Origin of the sequence: Nocardioides carbamazepini (genome assembly GCF_024614185.1) — a bacterium.
Classification (GTDB): domain Bacteria; phylum Actinomycetota; class Actinomycetes; order Propionibacteriales; family Nocardioidaceae; genus Nocardioides; species Nocardioides carbamazepini.
Map to the genome: position 1 here is coordinate 185,070 of NZ_JAHTLF010000024.1, position 18,730 is coordinate 203,799.

Below are 18,730 nucleotides of genomic sequence, written 5' to 3' on the forward strand. Positions count from 1 at the left end.
GCTCAGCGGGGTCTGAGTGGCGCGTCGCTGGCGGCCGGCGGCGACAGATGGGGGAATGTACTCATGCGCTACGCCGACCCGTCGCTCTGCCCCGACTGCCGCTCCGCTCTGCCCACCGGCATCTCCGTCTGCCCGGCCTGCGACCTGCTCGTCCGCCACCCCGTCGCGGCCGACCTGTTCGGCGCGCTCCAGCGGGCCGACGGGCTCCTGGCGCGGCTCCGCACCGCGAGCGACGCCTTCCACGACCGGCCCGCCGAGGTCGCCGCGCCGAGCAGCCTGGGCGGTCCGCTCGTGCCTCCCGCCGCGCCGACGCCGCCGAAGCGCGCGGCGACGGCCGGCCTGCCGTCCTACCCCGGCCCGGTCCCCCCGCCTCCCGCTCCGCCGCCCGCACCGCCGCTCGTGCTCGCCTCTCCCGGCGGCGTCTCGTTCGCCTCGGTCCCGAAGATCCTGCTCGGGCTCGGGGCGTTCTGCCTCCTGGTCGCGGCGGTGATCTTCCTGGCCGTGTCCTGGTCGGCGTTGGGCGTGGGCGGCCGCACCGCGGTCCTCGCGGGTCTCACCCTGACGGCCGGCGCCGCCGCGCTGCTGCTGCACCGGGTCGGGCTCCGCATCGCCGGCGAGTCGCTCGTGGTCGTGGCACTCGGCCTGCTCGCGCTCGACGTCGTCGGCGCCGGTGCCGCGGGCTGGTTCGGCGACGGCCCGGACGGCGCGATCGTCTGCGCCACCGGCCTGGTCGTCGCCCTCGCGGGCGCCGGGCTCGGCCTGGTCCGGGTCGGCGACCGGCCGAGGCTGGTGGCGCCCCAGGTGATCGCCGGCATCGGCCTGTTCACCGGGTACGCCGGCGCGGCCAGCGCCACCGACCACTGGCTGGTCGCCGGCCACGTCATCACCGCTCTGGCGGTGGGCGCGGTCCTGCTCGGCCGCCGCACCGGTGCCGCCGCTCTGCTGTGGAGCGCCGCCGGCGCTGCCGGCCTCGTCTGGCTCTGCACGGCCGGTGCCGCGTTCGCCGAGTCCCTCGCGACGCCCGACCTGCGCCGGCTCTGGATCGACGGCACCGGCTGGTCGCTGCTCGTCAGCGCAGCCGTGCTGCTGGTCCCCGGCGCCGTCGTCCGGCACCGCGCCCTGCTGCTCGCCGGCGCCAGCGGCGCCGCGATGCTCGTGACCGTCGTCCTCACCCTCCCGTCCGTCGACACCGATGCCCGCACCGTGGGTCTCGTCGCCCTCGGGACGACGGCCGCCTGGGTGCTCGCCCTGGGCGCGCTCCCCCGGGCGGCCCGGATCGTCGCCATCGCTCCCGCCGCCACCGGCAGCCTCGTGCTCGTCGGCCTCGCGCTGCGGACGACCGCCGACGCGCTCGACCGCTGGTCCCAGGTGGCCGACGTCCTGGACCGGCCGTTCGGCGTACGGCTCACGACGCCCGACCCGGTGACCGAGCCGGCCCTGCTGGTTCCCTCCCTCCTGACGGTTCTCGCCTGCGTCGCCCTCATCGACCGAGACCGCACGCTGCGTACGCTGCCCGCCTGGGGCCGGGTCGCCGGCCTCGTCACGGGCGTCTCCCTCGCCACCACCGTCGCCTCGTACGACGTCCCGCTGGCCGCGCCGCTCGCCGTGCTCGCCGTGGTGGCCCTCGGCGGCGCGGTGCTCGCGCTGCGGACGGCCGGCGTGGAGGCCACGGTGTGGGCCCTCGTGACCGTGACGGTGACGGCGGCGGTCGCGATGGGCGCGCTGCCCAGCGACGGCCTCGTGCTGGTCCACGTCGCACCGCTGGCCGTGGGGCTCGTCGCCGTGGCCGTCCTCGGCCGGCAGCAGGCGACCCGCGTCGTGGCGGGCATCGGCGCCCCGGCGGCGCTCGGCCTGGCCACGGCCGCGGCGGTCATGGTGATCGGCGACGACGCCGCCTGGGTCTCGATCCCGGTCCTGCTCGTCGTGGGCGTGCTCGCCCTCGCCCTGCCCCGCATCGACGTCGAGGCGTCCGCGACCGTGGTCGCCCTCCTCGCCCTGCCCGTCTCGCTGTCGACCACCACGGACGTCGGCGGCTACGCGGCACTGTGGCTGACGGTGGGCGGCTTCCTGCTGTGCGGGACGGCGCTGCTGCACGAGTCGCGCCGCGGCTGCGCGTTCGCGGGCGCCGGACTCCTGCTGCTGGCCAGCTGGGTGCGGCTGGCCGACCTCGACGTCGCCGAGCCGGAGCCGTACACGCTGCCTCTCTCGGCCGCGCTGCTCGCGTTCGGCCTGTGGCGGCTCCGGCGCTCGGCGGCGGTCGGCACCGTCGAGGCGCTGCTCCCCGGGCTGCTGCTCGCGACCGTGCCCTCCCTGATCTGGGTGCTCGGCGACCCCGTGTCGCTGCGGGCGCTGGCCCTCGGCGGTGCCTGCCTGGCGCTGACCGTGGCCGGCGCGGCGATGCGCTGGAGCGCGCCGCTGGTCGTGGGCGCGGGCGTCGGTGCGGCGGTGGTGCTGCGCGAGCTCGGGCCCTACGCCGGCGAGTTCCCGAAGTGGGTCTGGATCGGGCTGGCCGGGGCGCTGCTGACGGTCGTCGGGATCACCTGGGAGCGACGCCTGCTCGACGTGCGCAAGGCCGCCGGCCTCCTCGGCCGCCTCCGGTGACGGACGGCGTACGGTCACCTGCTAGACAAGGGGACATGGCTACCACTGCACTCGGGGGGAACCCCGTCCAGACCGTCGGCGACCTCCCCTCCGTCGGCTCCTCCGCCCCGACCTTCGAGCTCACCGGCGCGGACTTCAGCAGCATCACCCTCCCCGAGGGCCAGCGTGCTGTCCTCAACATCTTCCCGAGCATCGACACCGGTGTCTGCGCGGCCAGCGTGCGGAAGTTCAACGAGCTCGCCGCCGGCCTCGACAACACGACGGTCATCAACGTCTCGCAGGACCTGCCGCCGGCCCTGGGCCGCTTCTGCGGCGCCGAGGGCATCGACAACGTCCAGGTCGGCTCCGGCTTCCGCTCGTCCTTCGGCGACGACTACGGCGTGCGGATGGCCGACGGCAAGCTCGCCGGCCTGTTCGCCCGCTCGGTCGTCGTGGTCGACGCCGACGGCTCCGTGCTCCACTCCCAGCTGGTCCCCGAGATCGCGACCGAGCCGGACTACGACGCCGCCGTCGCGGCGCTGTCCTGAGCTGAGACTCCCGGGCTAGTCCCCCGTCGCCGGGTCCCAGAAGGCCCGGCGCATGTCGAGGGCCCCGCTGCTGTCGCGCAGCGGGGTGCCCTCGGCGAGGTACGCCGTGCGGGCCCGGTCGTCGTGGCTCGGCGGGAGCGTTCCGTCGGCACGCACCACCCGCCACCACGGCACCGGGCCGCCGTACCTCGCCATCACGGACCCCACCTGACGGGGTCCCCCTCCGACGACGGCCGCCACCGCGCCGTACGTCGTGACGCGCCCCGGCGGCACCTGCTCGACCAGGTCGAGCACCCGCTCGACGTACCCCTCGTCCACGAGACGATCATGCCGGGCGCCTCGGACAAGCCGAGAGCCCCGTCCGGCTGGACGGGGCTCTCGGGTGCTCCCTCGGTGCGACCCGACCGACGTGGCCGGGCGCCCTCCGATTGGTGCGACGCGGCTGTGCGGCCGCGTGCCTGGACCAACGACGACGCCGCGTCGCGGTTACGAACGCGCTCGCGCCATCAAACTCAGTAGCTGGGCTGGCTCGGGTCGATCTGGTTGACCCAGGCCACCACGCCGCCACCCACGTGGACCGCGTCGTCGTACCCGGCGCCCTTGACGATCGCCAGGCACTCGGCCGAGCGGACACCGCTCTTGCAGTGCAGGACGACCTGCTTGCCCGAGTCGACCGGCGGCAGCTGGCCGAGGGCGGTGCCGTTGAGGAAGTCGCCCTTCGGGATGAGCACCGCGCCCGGGATGTGGTTGATCTCGGCCTCGGCGGGCTCGCGCACGTCGACCAGGACGAAGTCACGGCTGCCCTCCTCGCGCTCCTTGATCATCGACGCGAGCTGGGTGACCGAGATGGTGGCGTCGACCGCGGCGTCGGCGGCCTCCTCGGAGATCGCGCCGCAGAACGCGTCGTAGTCGATGAGGCCGGTGACGGTGGGGTTCTCGCCGCACAGCGCGCAGTTGGGGTCCTTGCGCACCTTCAGCTTGCGCCACTCCAGCTCGAGGGCGTCGTAGATGACGAGCTTGCCGATGGCCGGCTCGCCGGCACCGATGAGCAGCTTGATGGCCTCGTTGACCTGGATCGAGCCGATGCTCGCGCACAGGACACCGAGCACGCCGCCCTCGGCGCACGAGGGCACCATGCCCGGCGGCGGGGGCTCCGGGTAGAGGCAGCGATAGCAGGGGGCGTCGTCGGCCATGGTGGGCGCGAACACCGAGGCCTGGCCGTCGAAGCGGTAGATCGAGCCCCAGACGTAGGGGATCCCGAGGAAGTACGCCGCGTCGTTGACCATGTAGCGCGTGGCGAAGTTGTCGGTGCCGTCGACGATGAGGTCGTAGCCCTGGAAGACGTCCATGACGTTGTCGTTGTCGAGGCGCGTCTCGTGGAGGACCACGTTGACCAGCGGGTTGATCTCGAGGATCGACTCCTTGGCCGAGAGGCCCTTCGACTTGCCGAGGTCGGACATGCCGTGGATGACCTGGCGCTGCAGGTTGGACTCGTCGACCTCGTCGAACTCGGCGATGCCGAGGGTGCCGACACCCGCGGCGGCGAGGTACAGCAGCGCCGGGCTGCCGAGACCGCCGGCGCCGATGACCAGCACCTTGGCGTTCTTGAGGCGCTTCTGACCGTCCATCGCGACGTCGGGGATGATCAGGTGGCGACTGTAGCGGCGGACCTCGTCGATGGTCAGCTCGGTGGCCGGCTCGACCAGCGCGGGAAAGCTCACGGCGTACTCCTCGGGGTACTGCAGATGGGATGGGGGCTGTCCAGGGCCAACGCGGTGCCGGCCCCGACTGTTCCCTCGGCCCTTCCATGGTCCCTGCCGGCGCCAAGGGCCCGGCGCCACGTCCCGGCATCCGGACCCCGGCTACCAACGAGTAGGCTCCATGCTGTGGTGACCGAGCAGTTCAACCTCGACGAGCCCCGACCGCGCGGCGTACGACTCCCGCGGCGCGAGCGGCGCGCACAGCTGCTCGCCGCGGCGCTGGAGGTCTTCGTCGCGCAGGGCTACCACGCCGCGGCGATGGACGACATCGCCGAACGGGCCGGGGTGTCCAAGCCCGTGCTCTACCAGCACTTCCCGGGCAAGCTCGAGCTCTACCTCGCCATCCTCGACGTCGCCTGCGACTCGATCATCGCCAACTGCCGCCGCGCCCTGGAGTCCACCCAGGACAACAAGCAGCGGGTGGCGGCCGCGATCGACGCGTTCTACGCGTACGTCGGCCACGACACCGGCGCGTTCCGGCTGGTCTTCGAGTCCGACCTCACCAACGAGCCCGCGGTCCGCGGCCACGTCGACCGGGTCACGACCGAGTGCGCCGCGATGATCGCCGCCGTGATCGAGGACGACACCGCGCTCCCGGCCGCCGCGTCGCAGCTGCTCGCGGTCTCGCTGGTGGGAATGGCCCAGGTCAGCGCCCGGTTCTGGCTCACCGAGACCGACGGCGCCATGGCGGGCCTGACCCGCGACGACGCCACCGCCCTGGTGGCGGGCCTGGCCTGGCGCGGCATCCGGGGGTATCCGCTCACGGAGGACCACACCGAGGTCTGAGGCGGGCCTGACTAGGCTTGCGCCATCCCCACGAACGAGGAGTGTGACCATGACCGTCGAGGTCAAGATCGGTGTGCAGAACACCGCCCGGGAGCTCGTGATCGAGACCGACGAGTCCCACGAGTCCGTCGCGAAGCAGGTGGCCGACGCGATCGCGACCGCCGACGGTGTGGTCACCCTGACCGACACCAAGGGCAAGGTGACCATCGTGCCGACCGCCAAGCTGGCCTACGTCGAGATCGGGCGCAGCACCAGCGGCCAGGTGGGCTTCCTGCGCTGAGGCTCCCCGGGAACTCCGGCGCCCCTCCCGGGCGTTGAACAAGCACGATCCGGGAGGTGAGTGCCGTGCTCCAGTTCCGCTTCGCTGCGCACAGCGAGACCGGCCGGGTGCGCACGAACAACGAGGACGCCGGGTTCGCCGGGCCCTATCTGCTGTGCGTCGCCGACGGGGTCGGCGGCGCCGAGGCCGGTGAGGTCGCCTCCGCCACGACGACGTACGTCGTCAGCGCCCGAGCTCTCGCGCACCCCGGTCACGAGCCGGCCCGTCTGCTCGGCGCGGCCGCGCGCGAGGCGCACGCCCAGCTCGCCGCCGGGATCGCGGCCGACCCGCGCCGCACCGGGATGGCGACGACGCTGACCGCCGTCCTGACCGACGGGATCCACACCGCGCTCGCCCATGTCGGCGACTCGCGCGCCTACCTGCTGCGCGACGGCGAGCTCAGCCAGCTCTCCCACGACCAGACGCTGGTCCAGGCGATGGTCGACGGCGGCCGGCTCACGCCCGCGGAGGCGGCGGCCTCGCCGTACCGCAACGTCGTGCTGCAGGCGGTCGACGGCGAGCACGTCCCCGACCCCGACGTGATCCTGCTGGACCTGCGCCCCGGCGACCGGCTGCTGCTGTGCAGCGACGGGATCAGCGACGTGCTCTCCCCCGCCGCGATCGGCCGCACCCTCGGCCTCCCCGGCCCGAGCTCGGCGGTCGACCGGCTGGTGCTGGACGCCCTCGACGGCGGGAGCCGCGACAACGTGACCGCGATCGTCGCGGACGTCGTCGACGCGCCCGCGATCGCGGCCAACGGGCTGGTCCTCGGGGCGGGGTTCGACCTGGCCAACGTGGTCGACCCGGCCGCCGTTCGTCCGTTGCGCTCGGCCTGACCCCGATCCGGTCCTACACTGGACGGGTGAGCGCGAAGCGGTCGTACGAGTACGCGCGCCTGTGGGTGCCGTTGTACGACGCCGCCGCGCTCGCCGTGACCCGGCCGGTCTACCTGATCGAGGCCGCCGACGGGTTCGAAGGCGTCGCCGCCGAGAAGAACACCACCCTGATGGGACTGTTCAACGAGCTCGGCCGGGCCGGCTGGCGCATCGACGCGACGGCGCAGCGGGTGGACCACCCGCTGCCGGAGTTCCAGATGCTCATCGACGCCACGCTCGACGAGGCCGACCACGCCGTCTCCCCCGACCAGGTGGCACACGCGGTCGGCTCGGGCGGTGACCCGGCGGGCGCGGTGACGCAGTTCGACGTCTACGCCATGCGCCGGCGCGTGGACTGACGATCGGGGCCACGCTCGCGCCCTCCAACACCCGGCGGCTACGACACGAACGCCGGGCGCGGAGGCGTAGGAAGCGACGAAGGAGCGACCGGAGCCGACGAAGGACGGCGCTTCGCGTCGTGCCGCAGTCGTGCCGCCAGGCCGAGGTTGGGCCTACGAAGGCCAACCGCGGGCGCGGCAGCGCGGCGCGACGAAGGAGCGACGCGCTCGCGCCATCAAACTCAGCACGACCTGCGACACGCTCGCGCCATCAGACTCCGAACAGGTCGCCGTACTCCTCGACGCGCCCCAGCACCTGTGCAGGCGTGAACTGGTCGAGGCCGAGCGGGTCCTCGGCACCCTCGGCGACCTCGTCCCAGCCGATCGGCGTGGCGACCTGGGGACGCGGCGTACCCCGCAGGGAGTACGGCGCCACAGTGGTCTTCGAGCCGGCGTTCTGCGACCAGTCGAGGAAGACCTTCCCGCGCCGCCGGGCCTTGGTCATGGTGGCGGTGACCAGCTGAGGGTGAGCAGCCTGGAGCTCCTCGGCGATCTCCTTCGCGAGCTCGCTGGTCTCGGCCGAGGGCAGCGGCTCAGACAGGGGTGCGTAGAGGTGGAGGCCCTTGCTGCCGCTCGTGACCGCCACCGCGTCGAGGTCGCGCGCGGCGAGCGCCTCCTGCACGTGCAGCGCGACCTGGCAGCACTCGTGCAACCCGGCGGGCTCCCCCGGGTCGAGGTCGATGACCAGCCGGTCCGCGCCGACCGGCTCGTCGTCCGCGTCGACGGTCCACTGGTGGACGTGGAGCTCGAGGGCGGCGAGGTTGACCGCCCAGACCAGCGTCGGGAGGTCCTCGATGATCGGGAAGACCAGCGTGTCGCCATGCCGGCTCGGCCCGCGGCTGCCCGTCGTGGGCACCTCGGCGGTGCGCACCCAGCTCGGCGTGCCCCGCGGCGCGTTCTTCTCGAAGAAGCTCAGGTCGCCGACGCCGTGCGGCCAGCGGATCCGGGTCACGGGACGCCCCACGAGGTGCGGCAGGAGCGCCGGGGCGACCCGGACGTAGTAGTCGAGCACCTCGCCCTTCGTGGTACCGGTGCTCGGGTAGAGCACCTTCTCGAGGTTGGTGAGACGCAGGGTGCGGCCCTCCACGTCGACGTGGACCTCGGTCTGCGGGTGGTCCCCCTGCTTCGCCATCAGAGATCCTCCGGGGTGAGGTCCGTGCGCACGCCGCGGTACGACGGCTGCCGCAGCCGCTCGTAGCCGACCCCGTGGGTGTCCACGTCGACCACCACGACCGGCTCCACCCAGATCGTGCCCTCCGCGTCGACGCGGGGCAGCTCGTCGCCGAACGGGCTGGTCGCGCGGGTCAGCGACACGAGCAGCTCGGCCAGGACCCGGGACTGCTTCGGCCCGATCCCGCTGCCGACCCGGCCACGGAAGGCCAGCCCGTCGGCCGTCGGCTCCCCCACCAGCAGCGCGGCCAGCCGGTCGCTCGTGCCGACCTGGGGCCGCCAGCCACCCACCACGAACGAGCCGCGGTAGCGGTGCGGGAGCTTCAGCCAGTGCTGGCTGCGCTCACCGGGTCGGTAGACCGAGTCGCGCCGCTTGCTGACGATCCCCTCCAGCCCCTGCGCCCGGGTCGCCTCGTGGAGCATCTCGCCGTCGTCGTACTCGACCGGGACCTGCCAGCCCGACCTGGTCAGGTCGAGATCGGCGAGCCGGCGGCGGCGCTCGTGCAGCGGCAGCCCGCACAGGTCGTCCCCGTCGAGGTGGAGCAGGTCGAAGACCATGTAGGTCGCCGGGACGCGCGCGGCCAGGCGAGCCACCGCCGTGGGGTTGCGGACGTGCATCCGCTCGGCAAGGACCCGGAAGTCGGGCACGCCACGCTGGTTGAGCGCGATGATCTCGCCGTCGACCACCACGTCCTCGATCCTCGCGGGCGGCGTGACCAGCTCGGGCCAGGCCGCACCGATCCGGTTGCCGTTGCGGCTGGTCAGGGTCACCGCACCCGACGCCACCGAGCCGATCGCGCGGACGCCGTCCCACTTGACCTCGTGACACCACTCCTCACCGCGCGGCACGTGGGTGCCGGGCGTGGCGAGCATCGGCCGGAGTGGTCGGGGGTCGGGCACCAGCCCATCATGCCGGGCAAGGGGGGCTGCCAGCGCGTAGGCTCGTCCCATGCGTGCGATCTGGAAGGGTGCCGTCTCGTTCGGCCTCGTCAGCGTCCCGGTCAAGCTCTACAGCGCGACCGAGAGCCACGACGTCTCGTTCCGGCAGGTGCACGCCAAGGACGGCGGCCGGATCAAGTACCAGCGGATCTGCGCGATCGACGGCGAGGAGGTGCCGTACTCCGACATCGCGAAGGGGTACGAGACCGAGGACGGCGAGATGGTCATCCTCACCGAGGACGACCTGGCCAACCTGCCGACGACGTCGTCGCGGGAGATCGCGGTCGAGAAGTTCGTGCCGAGCGACCAGATCGACCCGCTGCTCTTCGAGAAGTCCTACTACCTGGAGCCGGAGGGGACCGGCGCCAAGCCGTACGCGCTGCTGCGCCAGGCCCTCCTCGACGCCGACCGGATGGCCGTGGTCACCGTGGCGCTGCGCCAGCGGGTCACCACCGCGGTGCTGCGGGTGCGCGACGACGTGATCGTGCTGCAGACGATGATGTGGCCCGACGAGATCCGCACGCCCGACTTCAGCGTCGAGAGCGGCGAGGTCAAGGACGCCGAGGTCAAGATGGCCCACATGCTCGTCGAGACGCTGTCGGGCGACTTCGACCCGGCCGAGTTCAGCGACGACTACGCCGACGCGGTCGAGGCCGTCGTCAAGACGAAGATCGAGGGCGGCGAGGTGCAGCGCACCGAGACGTCGGCCAAGACCGGCGGCGAGGTCGTCGACCTGCTGGCCGCGCTGCAGCGCTCCGTCGAGGCGGCCAAGACGTCGCGCGGAGAGGCCGAGGAGAAGCCGGCCACCAAGAAGACAGCCGCCAAGAAGACCGCTGCGAAGAAGACCGCCAAGAAGACCACCGCCAAGAAGTCGGCCGCCAAGAAGACCACGAAGAAGGCGGCGGCGAAGAAGGCCAGCTGACTTCTGTCGTCGGATCCCACGGTCCTCGTTCGTCACCATCGGAGCCGTTGGTTCTCCACACCCGCTGATCCGGTTTCGCCTGTCCCCAGGCGGGTTTCCGGTGCTTTGAAGTGTCGCGGGTGGGTGGGAGGATCCAGTCATGGATCTCGGAACCACGACTCGCACGACAGCCTCGCTGCTGTCGCGGCTGGGTGCTGGGGTCGAGGCCCGCAACCAGCTCCTCGTCGAGGAGTGGGCCGGAATCGTGGAATGGGCCGGCGACCACATCGTCGACAGCCCCGAGGGCGCGGCGACGATCACCGAGGGGTACCTCGACACCGGGGTCCCGATCGCCGGAGCGGGTGCGCCGTTGGTGTCGGAGTTCGCGTTGATGGAGCTCATCGCCGTCCTCGGCCGCACCCCGGACGGTGGACGGGCGTATGTGGGGCGGGTGATCGAGTGCGCCTGGCGCCTCCCCCACGTCTACGCCGCCGTGGTCGCGGGCCGGTTGGCGCCGTGGCGGGCCGAACGGATCGCCGACCTCACCCGCCCCCTCTCAGCCGACGCGGCCGCGTTCGTCGATCGGCAGCTCTTCGATGCCTCCGGCGTCGGGTGGGCCCAGCTCGAACGACTCGTCGCCGAAGCGGTGATCCGGTTCGACCCCAAACAGGCCGAAGCCGAACGACAGGCCGCGGCCGACCGGCGACGGTTCGACCTCAGCGGAGTCGACGAGCACGGCCTGGTCCACCTCGACGCCCTCATGGACGCCGCCGACGGACACGACCTGAACCAAGCAGTCGCCCGACGAGCCGAGACCCTCGCGAAGCTCGGTGACGACTCGACGCTCGATGTGCGCCGCTCCAAGGCCGCCGCCGAGCTCGCCCGCCACGACCTCGCCCTGGACCTGCTGATCCCCGACCCCGACACCGAAGAGATCATCACCACCGTCCCCGGCCGCAAGGTCATCCTCAACGTCCACATCACCGACACCACTCTGGCCGGGGACAATCCGTTCGCGAACCCGGTGGGTCGGTGGGAGGAGGGCCGCTGCCCCATCACCTCGGCCCAGATCCGGGAATGGCTGCGGACCAAGGACACCACGATCATCGTGCGACCGGTCATCGACCTCGCCGACCACCTCCCCGTCGACTCGTATGAGATCCCCGACCGTCACCGCACCCGCGTGATCCTGCGGGACCACGCCTGTCGGTTCCCCCACTGCACCCGACCTGCGCAACGTTGCGACGTCGACCACGCCCGACCCTACGGTCAGGGCGGACCGACCTGTCCGTGCAACGAGGTCGCGTTGTGCCGGCGCCACCATCGGGCGAAGACCCACTCCACCTGGCACTACGACATCGTCATGCCCGGGTCCTATGTGTGGACCAGCCCCGCCGGGTTCCGGTTCCGCGTCGACCACCACGGCACCCACCCCATCCACGCCGGACACCCGCCGGACGAGTAGCGACCCCGCCCCACACCCCGCGACCTCGATCGCCGCGGGGGTACAGGCACGTCAGGAGGCGTCGACGCCGGTCAGTCGGTCTCGGCCACCGCACGTGGCGGCGTGGCCGCCACGACGTCGTACTCCTCGGCCGGCACGACCACCAAGGTGGCGCCGGTGACGGGCGGACCGCACCGGACCAGGCTCCGTCGCTCGATCGGATACTCGGTGACCCACTCGTCGTCGGCATAGGTGCCGAACTGGCTGCCGCTGTCGACCAGCACCCAGCCGTAGTCGCTGGCTCGCAGCTCGGCGTGCTGGCGCGACACCGAGCCGGCCGTCAGCACGACGTCGGACTCGATCGCCCGGCCGATCCGGTAGACGTCCTTGCCGTCGAGGCGCAGGACCCGGCCGTCGACCTCCACCACGAGGCCGGACCCGCGGCTCACTCCGGCCCGCCCGATGCGGGGCGGCGGACCTGGACCGTGGCGTTACGGATCTGGATCCGCGCGCCGGCGACGAGCTCGATGGTGCGGTCCGGCTCCAGCAGGAAGTTCTGGCCACCCGGGTAGGCGACCGGCCAGGAGAAGTCGGAGGCGTTGTGCAGCCCCCACCGATCGGGGGCGTCGGGGTGGCGGCGGGCCTGGGCGAGCACCTGCGGATGGTCCACCCCGGAGGTCAGGTGGTCGGAGCGGATCGTGGCCTGCGGGCCGACGGCGACCGTGCGCCGTCCCACGTCGAGGAGGTACGGCGGACGCACCTGGGTGCCGTCCTGCCAGCAGGTCACGCTGTCCTCCGTCGCGCTCCAGAAGTTGGTGGTGCCGCAGGTGGGGCACGCCAGCATCCCGTCGCGGAGCCGGTCGAGGGCCTTGATCCACTGGCCCTCCGTGATCCGGGCACCCGGGTTGTCCATGCCGTCGACGAACGCCTGGACGAACAGGTCGCGCAGGAACTGCGGGTAGATGCTCCAGTACTGCTGCACGATCCGGGCCGGCCGGTTCGCGGCACGGGTGGGATGCATGCAGAACAGCGGATCCGTGCCGAAGTGGGTCATCAGCCAGTCGGCGTCGCGCATGCCCGCGTCGGTGCGCTCGCCCTCGAGCGGGTGGCCCAGGAACAGGGAGTAGAAGAGCAGCACGGCCAGCGAGTGCCGGTCGGTGTCGGTGTTGGGGAGCGTGCGGTAGGTCGTGTCGCGGACCACCTCGGGCGCCATGAAGTACGGCGTGCCGAGCACCCGGCCGGTCCCGTTGTCGATGCCGACGTTGTCGTTGTCGCAGATCAGCACGTCGCCGTTGCCGGGGTCGAAGAACACGTTGCCGAAGGAGATGTCGCGGTAGCACAGGCCCCGCGCGTGCAGCCGGAGGAAGCTGTAGCTGAGCTGGCGGCACAGCTCGATGATCGAGGCGAAGGACACGTCGAGCGCCTTGCCGTCGCGGTCGGCGTTGAGGAGCAGGTAGCTGAGCTCCAGGAAGCGCGGGTGGCGCAGGTGCATCACGTAGCCGAAGCTCGGCTCGGTGCCGACCCGCGCCATGCTCAGGGGCCACAGGAACCGCTGGTGCGGTGAGCCGATCTCGACGAGCTGCTGCATCTCGTCGTACTGGCGGGCGGTGGCGCTCTCGGGCTTGTACCACTTCAGGGCGAGCGGCTCGCCGGCGTCGCGGCGCACCTCGAAGACGTAGCCCTGTCCGCCCTGGCCGAGCAACGACGTCACCCAGGCGCGCCCCAACGGCCCGAGGTCGACCTCGACGCCCTCTGCCAGCACCATGGCTGTGCCCGACCTCCGTACTCGCATTAGTGGACTCGTGACAGGCTATAACCTGAGCTGTTGGGGAAGGGTTGAAACCCGATGGCTTCGCAGACCGGAGGAAGGAGGCCGCGATGAGCGACCGGCTCGGAGGCGCGCTGGCGCGCAAGCCGCTGCACTTCATCTTCGTGCTGGACGTGTCGGGGTCGATGCTGCGCGGTGGGCGCATCCAGGCGCTCAACAACGCCATCGCCGAGGTCCTCCCCCACCTGAGGGACGAGGCGCGCGCCAACCCGCACGCCGAGCTGCTGGTGCGGGTCCTCGCCTTCGCCAACGAGCCGCAGTGGATCATCGAGGAGCCGACGCCCGTCGACCAGATCCACTGGAAGCGACTCGAGGCCGTGCCGCGCGGCTTCACCGAGCTCGGCAGCGCGCTGCAGAAGCTGGCCGGTGCCCTCGACCACCTCGACGAGAGCCACAGCGCGTTCCCGCCGGCGATCATCCTGGTCTCCGACGGACGCCCCACCCAGAGCAGCGGCGTGACCTTCGCCGAGGGCCTGCAGGCCCTGCTCAACAACCGCTGGGGCGCCACCGCCGTCCGGCTGGCGCTCGGGGTGGGACGCGACGCGGACATGCACTCCCTGCGCCGCTTCATCGGCGACGAGGACGTCCCGCTGCTGCGGGCGGACAACCCCGAGCAGCTCGTCGAGTACATCGTCTGGGCGTCGAAGGCGGCCAGCAAGGTCGCCTCGCGACCGGTGGTCGGTCCCGGCTCCGGGGTGACCGCGGTGCCGCCGAGCCCGATCGGCGACCCGATCTGGAGCACGCTGGGATGACGGACCGGCCGGACTCCGATCCGGCGTGGACGACGCTGTCCGGTACGACGATCGGCTCGGTCCACGTCCGTGACCGGCTGCCGATCCAGGACGCCGTGCTCACCTGGAGCGACGACGCCCAGCGCCAGGCCGTCGTGGCCGTCGCCGACGGCCACGGCCACCGCAACCACTTCCGCAGCGACACCGGCGCCGCCCTCGCGGTGGTCAGTGCGGTGGAGGAGCTGCGCCGCATCCTCCCCGACCTGGCTGCCGGCACCGCTTCCGGCACCGCTGCCGACGCCCGCGACCGGCTCCAGCGCGCGGGCGCCGCGATCGTCGCCACCTGGACCGACAAGGTCCGGCACCACCTCGCGGCCAACCCCTACGCGCCCGCCGAGGACGGGCTCGGCGCGTCGGCGGACCCGCTGCGTGCCTACGGGTCCACCCTCCTCGCCGCCGCCGTCGCGGGCGACGTGATGGTGTTCCTCCAGATCGGCGACGGCGACACCGTGCTGGTGGCGGCCGACGGCTCCACCTCGCGGCCGCTGCCCGAGGATCCGGACCTCGACGGCCTGCACACCAGCTCCCTGTGCCAGCCCCGTCCCCTCGACGCACTGCGGGTCGGGGTCGTCGACACCGTCGCGGACCGGGTGGCGCTGGTCTTCCTGTGCACCGACGGCTTCGGCCGCTCCCGGGTCGACGCCGACGGGTGGTGGCGTCAGACCGGCGAGCAGCTGCTGGAGTTCTCCCGGACCCGTGGCGTGGACTGGGTGCGCGAGCAGCTGCCGGAGTGGCTGGCCGAGCCCGCGCTCATCGGCGGTGACGACACCACGATGGCGCTGCTGGTGCGTGCCGACGCCGCGGGCGTCGCCCGTCCCGACCTGATCGACACCGTGCCGACTCCCTGACGGAGCGTCAGTCGTCCGAGGGCCACCAGGCCTCGAGCTTGCCGAGGTCACCCTCGAAGCTCCAGGCGACGCCGTAGCAGTGGCAGTCCTCGGAGTTCCAGTCCCAGTAGAGCGTCGCGGTCTCGCCGGTGCTGTCGAGGTACGCGTAGTAGCCGCCCTCGGGATCGCCCTCGCCGAAACGCCAGGTGCCGCCGTCGCCCCGGGTGGCCGCGTCGTCGTACTGCTCCTTGTAGTAGCGGCGGTCGGCCTTCATCTGCTTGCGGGTGGAGTAGCGGCCGACGGTGACCACGATGCCCTCGACGCCGGGCTCGCAGCTGCTCTCCTCGGTCTCGCCGGTGAAGTAGGTGCGCTGACGCGTGCAGGCCGCGACGTCCATGTTGATGCCGATGAACTCGCGCAGCACGGGGTGCGCCGGCGCCGTCGGCTCGGTGACCCGGGGCGAGGTGTCGGTGAAGGTGGCGACGACCGCGTCGATCGTCGCCGTGCCCTCACCCTCCAGCTGGGCGGACTGCAGGGCGCTACGGCTGTCCCAGTAGACGACCGCGGGGTCCGAGGTGCCGCCGCGCTCGGGGTCGAACTCGTAGAGCGCGGTCGCGTCGTTGTCTGCGGTCATCGTGCCGGCGCGGTAGTCGAGGCGGGCGGTGCGGGCGGCGGTGAGTGCGGCGTCGTCGGCATAGGTGACCAGGCGCAGCGTGCCCGTGCTGACCGTGCACCGCACGACCTCGGTCTCCCCCGCGCCGGGCTCGTCGGCCTCGCAGTCGGAGGCACCGGCGGTGATCCTGCTCGACAGCGAGCCGTAGCGCTCATCGATCGCCGCGGGATCGACGTCGACCGCGGGCGTCGTCGGACCGCTGGGCGTCTGCGTCCTCCGGCCGGGGTCCTCGTCACCGCCGGCCAGGGCGACGACGGCCCCGACGCCACCACCGACCAGGATCACACCAGCGACCGCCGCGGCGATCCAGGGCGCGGCGCCGCGCCTCCGCGGCAGCCCCGCACCGGGGCCCGGACCGGCGACGGGCGGGGCGTAGCCGCCGGGCGGGTACGCCGCGGGCGATGCGTACGGCGCCGGGGCGGGCACGGCGGTAGGCGGCGGGGGCCAGGCGGTGGGCGGCGACGAGTACGGCGCAGCGGCAGCGGCCGGTCCCGTGACCGGCGGTGGCAGTGGCCCCGTGGCCGGCCGGCTGGACCGGTGGCGCAGGACCACGGCGGCGGGCACCCGGCCGACGGCGTACCCGAGCACGGCCGCCGCCCAGCTGGAGGCGGCCAGGTCGTCGCCACCGCGGTCGCGGGCCAGCCGGGCCCCCGCCTCCTCCACGGCGCGGGCCGGGTCGGCGCCGCCGTCGATCAGCTCACCGAGGGGCTGCAGCACGCCGAAGCGCACGGCGTCGACGAGCAGGTTGATGTCTCCCGTGGTCGCCTGCTCCTCGGTGAGGACGTCGTCGAGCACGCCCCGGAAGCCGGCCGCGTCGGCGAGGATGCCGGGACCGTGCTCCGCGACGAGCTCACGCAGCGCGTCGTGCAGCTGGCTCGGGCCGGCCCCGGCCGACGTCATGTGGTCTCCCAGCGGAACAGCTTGGCGGCCAGCGCGGTGATCACCAGCGCGAAGGCGGCCAGGATCAGCAGCGGCACCACGGCCGCTCCCGGCCCCTGCCCGCGCACCATGACGTCGAGCATCCCCTCGTTGAGGTGCTTGAGCGGCAGGATGTCCGAGAACCGCTGCAGCCAGGTCGGGGCGGCGTCCAGCGGGAAGAACGACCCGCTGAGGAAGGCCATCGGCAGGACCAGGAAGTTGGCCAGGTTGACGGCGCCCTCGACGGTCGTCGCCACCGCGCCGGCGAACAGGCCCAGGGCCATGAAGCACAGCGTCCCGACGATGATCAGCGGCAGCGCCATCCACCAGGACCCGCTCAGCTGGAGCCCGAAGGCGACCGCCCCCAGGCCGATGAAGAGCGCGAACTGGACGAGCGCGACGGCCAGGGTGACCGTGATCCGGGCCGCGACGACGGTGCCCGTGCCGACCGGGGCCAGCTGGAGACGGCGCAGCAGCTTGGACTGCCGCCACCCCTGCAGCGTGGCCGCGGCGCCGAAGGCCGCGCTCATCGCGATCGCCCAGCCGAGCAGGCCGGGCGTGACGAACTGGATCGTGGTCAGGGAGTCGTCCTCGACCTGCTCGGTCACGAGGCTGAACTTCGGGGGCGAGCCGCTGACCGCGACATTGGTGCCGTCGACGAAGGCACGCAGCGTGCCCTGGGTGACGGCGGCCTTGACCTGCTCGGTCTGGGTGTAGTGGGCGACGACCTCGTCGCCCCGTTGCTCCAGCGCGACGTCGGCATCCCCCTTGCGCACCTGCTCGAGCGCCTCGTCGAGGTCGTCGCTGCGGGTCACCTCGAAGGTGTCCTCGAACGCCTCCTTGGCGCCCTCGGGCAGCTGCTCGATCAGCGGCACGCTGCCGACCTGGATCATGTCGACCTTCGACTGGTCCTGGCTGGAGAACAGCCCGCCGAAGAGGACCAGGAACATCAGCGGGAAGATCACCGCGAAGAAGACCGACGCCTTGTCGCGGAGGAAGCCGCGCAGGATGGCGACCGAGAGGGCCCAGAACGGGGACCGCCTGCTGCTCGTGGGGCGGCTCATGCGCGGTACTCCCGTCCGGTGAGGGAGAGGAAGACGTCCTCCAGCGTGCCCGTCTGGACCGTCACCCCGTCGAGGTGGTTGCCCGCGGCCAGCGCCCCGATGACACCGGCGGGGTCGCGGGTCACCAGGACGACGCCGTCGACGTCCTCGCGGGTCTCGGCGACCCCCGGGATGGCTGTGGCCTGCTCGGCGGTCAGCGAGCCGGGCGCGACCCGGATCCGGGCCGGAGCGTCGAGGCCGCGGACCAGAGCGGCAGGGGTGTCGAACTGCAGGATCCGGCCGTGGTCCATGACGGCGACCCGGTCGCAGAGCACCTCGGCCTCGTCCATGTAGTGCGTCGTGAGCACGACGGTGCGACCGCTGTCGTTGATCGAGGACAGCAGGTCCCACAGGTTGCGCCGGGCCTGGGGGTCCAGCGCGGCCGTCGGCTCGTCGAGGAACACCAGCTCCGGGTCGTGGACCAGTGCGCAGGCGATGGAGAGGCGCTGGGCCTGTCCGCCCGAGAGGTCCTCGACGCGGGTCTCGGCCTTGTCGGTGAGCCCCACACGTTCGAGCCACTCGTCGGCGGTGGCCTGCCCGACGCCGTACAGGCTGGCGAAGGTGCGGATCTGCTCGCGGGCCGTCAGCCGCTCGAAGAACGAGGAGGCCTGGAGCTGGACGCCGATCCGGGGCTGGAGCCGCGGGTTGCGCGGCCAGACGGGCTCGCCGAGCACCTCGACCACGCCGGCGTCCGGACGTCGCAGGCCCTCGACCATCTCCAGCAGCGTGGTCTTGCCCGCGCCGTTGGGCCCGAGCACCCCGACGAACTCCCCCTCGGCGACGTCGAGGCTCACATCGTCGACGGCGACCAGGTCGCCGTACCGCTTGGTCAGTCCGGTCACATGGATGGCTGTAGTCATCGGGACCGAC

At 72.6% G+C, this 18,730-nt stretch carries 19 protein-coding genes; 10 read left to right on the forward strand and 9 right to left on the reverse strand.

All coding sequences use genetic code 11. From position 1 onward, the window contains the following. The first annotated feature begins 63 nt into the window (after positions 1-63). Positions 64-2,601 carry an SCO7613 C-terminal domain-containing membrane protein gene (locus KVF89_RS25885; protein ID WP_257430000.1) on the forward strand — a complete coding sequence of 846 codons (2,538 nt, stop codon included), beginning with the start codon at positions 64-66 and terminating at the stop codon, positions 2,599-2,601. Between the two features lie 35 nt (positions 2,602-2,636). Then, complete coding sequence (gene tpx / locus KVF89_RS25890) at positions 2,637-3,128, forward strand: thiol peroxidase (RefSeq protein ID WP_257430001.1); 492 nt, start codon at positions 2,637-2,639, stop codon at positions 3,126-3,128. Between the two features lie 15 nt (positions 3,129-3,143). On the opposite strand, the gene KVF89_RS25895 is transcribed toward tpx, so the two are convergent. Further along, a complete protein-coding gene (locus KVF89_RS25895; protein ID WP_257430002.1) occupies positions 3,144-3,446 on the reverse strand; it encodes an MGMT family protein in 303 nt (100 codons plus the stop codon). Between the two features lie 194 nt (positions 3,447-3,640). Continuing rightward, a complete protein-coding gene (gene moeZ, locus KVF89_RS25900; RefSeq protein ID WP_257430004.1) occupies positions 3,641-4,849 on the reverse strand; it encodes an adenylyltransferase/sulfurtransferase MoeZ in 1,209 nt (402 codons plus the stop codon). A gap of 165 nt (positions 4,850-5,014) precedes the next feature. Between moeZ and KVF89_RS25905 the strand changes: the two genes are divergently transcribed. From KVF89_RS25905 to KVF89_RS25920, 4 genes are read left to right on the forward strand one after another with little or no spacing between them, the layout of a single operon-like run. Then, complete coding sequence (locus KVF89_RS25905) at positions 5,015-5,674, forward strand: TetR/AcrR family transcriptional regulator (RefSeq protein ID WP_257430006.1); 660 nt, start codon at positions 5,015-5,017, stop codon at positions 5,672-5,674. 49 nt (positions 5,675-5,723) lie between these two features. Beyond that, entirely contained in the window at positions 5,724-5,954 is a 231-nt protein-coding gene (locus tag KVF89_RS25910; RefSeq protein ID WP_257430008.1) for a DUF3107 domain-containing protein, read from the forward strand. A 56-nt stretch (positions 5,955-6,010) separates the two neighbouring features. Continuing rightward, entirely contained in the window at positions 6,011-6,829 is an 819-nt protein-coding gene (locus KVF89_RS25915) for a PP2C family protein-serine/threonine phosphatase (protein WP_257430010.1), read from the forward strand. Between the two features lie 26 nt (positions 6,830-6,855). Further along, complete coding sequence (locus KVF89_RS25920; protein WP_257430012.1) at positions 6,856-7,227, forward strand: hypothetical protein; 372 nt, start codon at positions 6,856-6,858, stop codon at positions 7,225-7,227. Positions 7,228-7,477: 250 nt separating this feature from the next. Here KVF89_RS25920 and ligD (KVF89_RS25925) read toward each other — a convergent pair whose 3' ends face one another. Next, a complete protein-coding gene (gene ligD, locus KVF89_RS25925) occupies positions 7,478-8,398 on the reverse strand; it encodes a non-homologous end-joining DNA ligase (protein WP_257430014.1) in 921 nt (306 codons plus the stop codon). Further along, on the reverse strand, positions 8,398-9,336 hold the full coding sequence (gene ligD / locus KVF89_RS25930; protein WP_257430016.1) for a non-homologous end-joining DNA ligase: 939 nt from the start codon (positions 9,334-9,336) through the stop codon (positions 8,398-8,400). Before ligD (KVF89_RS25930) ends, ligD (KVF89_RS25925) begins: the two co-directional genes overlap by 1 nt. 49 nt (positions 9,337-9,385) lie before the next feature. Here ligD (KVF89_RS25930) and ku point away from each other — a divergent pair, with 49 nt between their 5' ends. Further along, entirely contained in the window at positions 9,386-10,297 is a 912-nt protein-coding gene (gene ku, locus KVF89_RS25935) for a non-homologous end joining protein Ku (RefSeq protein ID WP_257430017.1), read from the forward strand. A 139-nt stretch (positions 10,298-10,436) separates the two neighbouring features. After that, positions 10,437-11,741 carry an HNH endonuclease signature motif containing protein gene (locus tag KVF89_RS25940; RefSeq protein ID WP_257430018.1) on the forward strand — a complete coding sequence of 435 codons (1,305 nt, stop codon included), beginning with the start codon at positions 10,437-10,439 and terminating at the stop codon, positions 11,739-11,741. A gap of 71 nt (positions 11,742-11,812) precedes the next feature. On the opposite strand, the gene KVF89_RS25945 is transcribed toward KVF89_RS25940, so the two are convergent. Next, positions 11,813-12,169, reverse strand: a complete 357-nt coding sequence (locus KVF89_RS25945; RefSeq protein ID WP_257430021.1) for an FHA domain-containing protein — start codon at positions 12,167-12,169, stop codon at positions 11,813-11,815. Next, positions 12,166-13,485: a protein kinase domain-containing protein gene (locus KVF89_RS25950; protein WP_257430023.1), complete on the reverse strand. Its 1,320-nt coding sequence runs from the start codon at positions 13,483-13,485 to the stop codon at positions 12,166-12,168. The genes KVF89_RS25945 and KVF89_RS25950 overlap by 4 nt, the downstream gene beginning before the upstream one ends. Positions 13,486-13,598: 113 nt before the next feature. On the opposite strand from KVF89_RS25950, the gene KVF89_RS25955 reads away from it, so the two are divergent. After that, positions 13,599-14,300, forward strand: coding sequence for a vWA domain-containing protein (locus tag KVF89_RS25955; protein ID WP_257430025.1), 702 nt, complete (start codon positions 13,599-13,601; stop codon positions 14,298-14,300). Continuing rightward, entirely contained in the window at positions 14,297-15,187 is an 891-nt protein-coding gene (locus KVF89_RS25960; protein WP_257430026.1) for a protein phosphatase 2C domain-containing protein, read from the forward strand. The genes KVF89_RS25955 and KVF89_RS25960 overlap by 4 nt, the downstream gene beginning before the upstream one ends. Positions 15,188-15,194: 7 nt before the next feature. Here KVF89_RS25960 and KVF89_RS25965 read toward each other — a convergent pair whose 3' ends face one another. The 3 genes from KVF89_RS25965 to KVF89_RS25975 are packed head-to-tail and all read right to left on the reverse strand — an operon-like array spanning position 15,195 to position 18,720. Continuing rightward, entirely contained in the window at positions 15,195-16,739 is a 1,545-nt protein-coding gene (locus KVF89_RS25965) for a hypothetical protein (RefSeq protein ID WP_257430027.1), read from the reverse strand. Then, a complete protein-coding gene (locus KVF89_RS25970) occupies positions 16,736-17,821 on the reverse strand; it encodes an ABC transporter permease (RefSeq protein WP_257430028.1) in 1,086 nt (361 codons plus the stop codon). Before KVF89_RS25970 ends, KVF89_RS25965 begins: the two co-directional genes overlap by 4 nt. Then, positions 17,818-18,720 carry an ABC transporter ATP-binding protein gene (locus KVF89_RS25975; RefSeq protein WP_257430029.1) on the reverse strand — a complete coding sequence of 301 codons (903 nt, stop codon included), beginning with the start codon at positions 18,718-18,720 and terminating at the stop codon, positions 17,818-17,820. Before KVF89_RS25975 ends, KVF89_RS25970 begins: the two co-directional genes overlap by 4 nt. Positions 18,721-18,730: the final 10 nt, after the last annotated feature.

Bases quoted from the DNA above. Each gene is read 5' to 3' on its own strand.
- KVF89_RS25885 (WP_257430000.1), top strand. From the start codon at position 64: ATGCGCTACGCCGACCCGTCGCTCTGCCCCGACTGCCGCTCCGCTCTG.
- tpx (WP_257430001.1), top strand. From the start codon at position 2,637: ATGGCTACCACTGCACTCGGGGGGAACCCCGTCCAGACCGTCGGCGAC.
- KVF89_RS25910 (WP_257430008.1), top strand. From the start codon at position 5,724: ATGACCGTCGAGGTCAAGATCGGTGTGCAGAACACCGCCCGGGAGCTC.
- ligD (WP_257430014.1), bottom strand. From the start codon at position 8,398: ATGGCGAAGCAGGGGGACCACCCGCAGACCGAGGTCCACGTCGACGTG.
- ku (WP_257430017.1), top strand. From the start codon at position 9,386: ATGCGTGCGATCTGGAAGGGTGCCGTCTCGTTCGGCCTCGTCAGCGTC.
- KVF89_RS25940 (WP_257430018.1), top strand. From the start codon at position 10,437: ATGGATCTCGGAACCACGACTCGCACGACAGCCTCGCTGCTGTCGCGG.
- KVF89_RS25950 (WP_257430023.1), bottom strand. From the start codon at position 13,485: ATGGTGCTGGCAGAGGGCGTCGAGGTCGACCTCGGGCCGTTGGGGCGC.
- KVF89_RS25955 (WP_257430025.1), top strand. From the start codon at position 13,599: ATGAGCGACCGGCTCGGAGGCGCGCTGGCGCGCAAGCCGCTGCACTTC.
- KVF89_RS25960 (WP_257430026.1), top strand. From the start codon at position 14,297: ATGACGGACCGGCCGGACTCCGATCCGGCGTGGACGACGCTGTCCGGT.
- KVF89_RS25965 (WP_257430027.1), bottom strand. From the start codon at position 16,739: ATGACGTCGGCCGGGGCCGGCCCGAGCCAGCTGCACGACGCGCTGCGT.
- KVF89_RS25970 (WP_257430028.1), bottom strand. From the start codon at position 17,821: ATGAGCCGCCCCACGAGCAGCAGGCGGTCCCCGTTCTGGGCCCTCTCG.
- KVF89_RS25975 (WP_257430029.1), bottom strand. From the start codon at position 18,720: ATGACTACAGCCATCCATGTGACCGGACTGACCAAGCGGTACGGCGAC.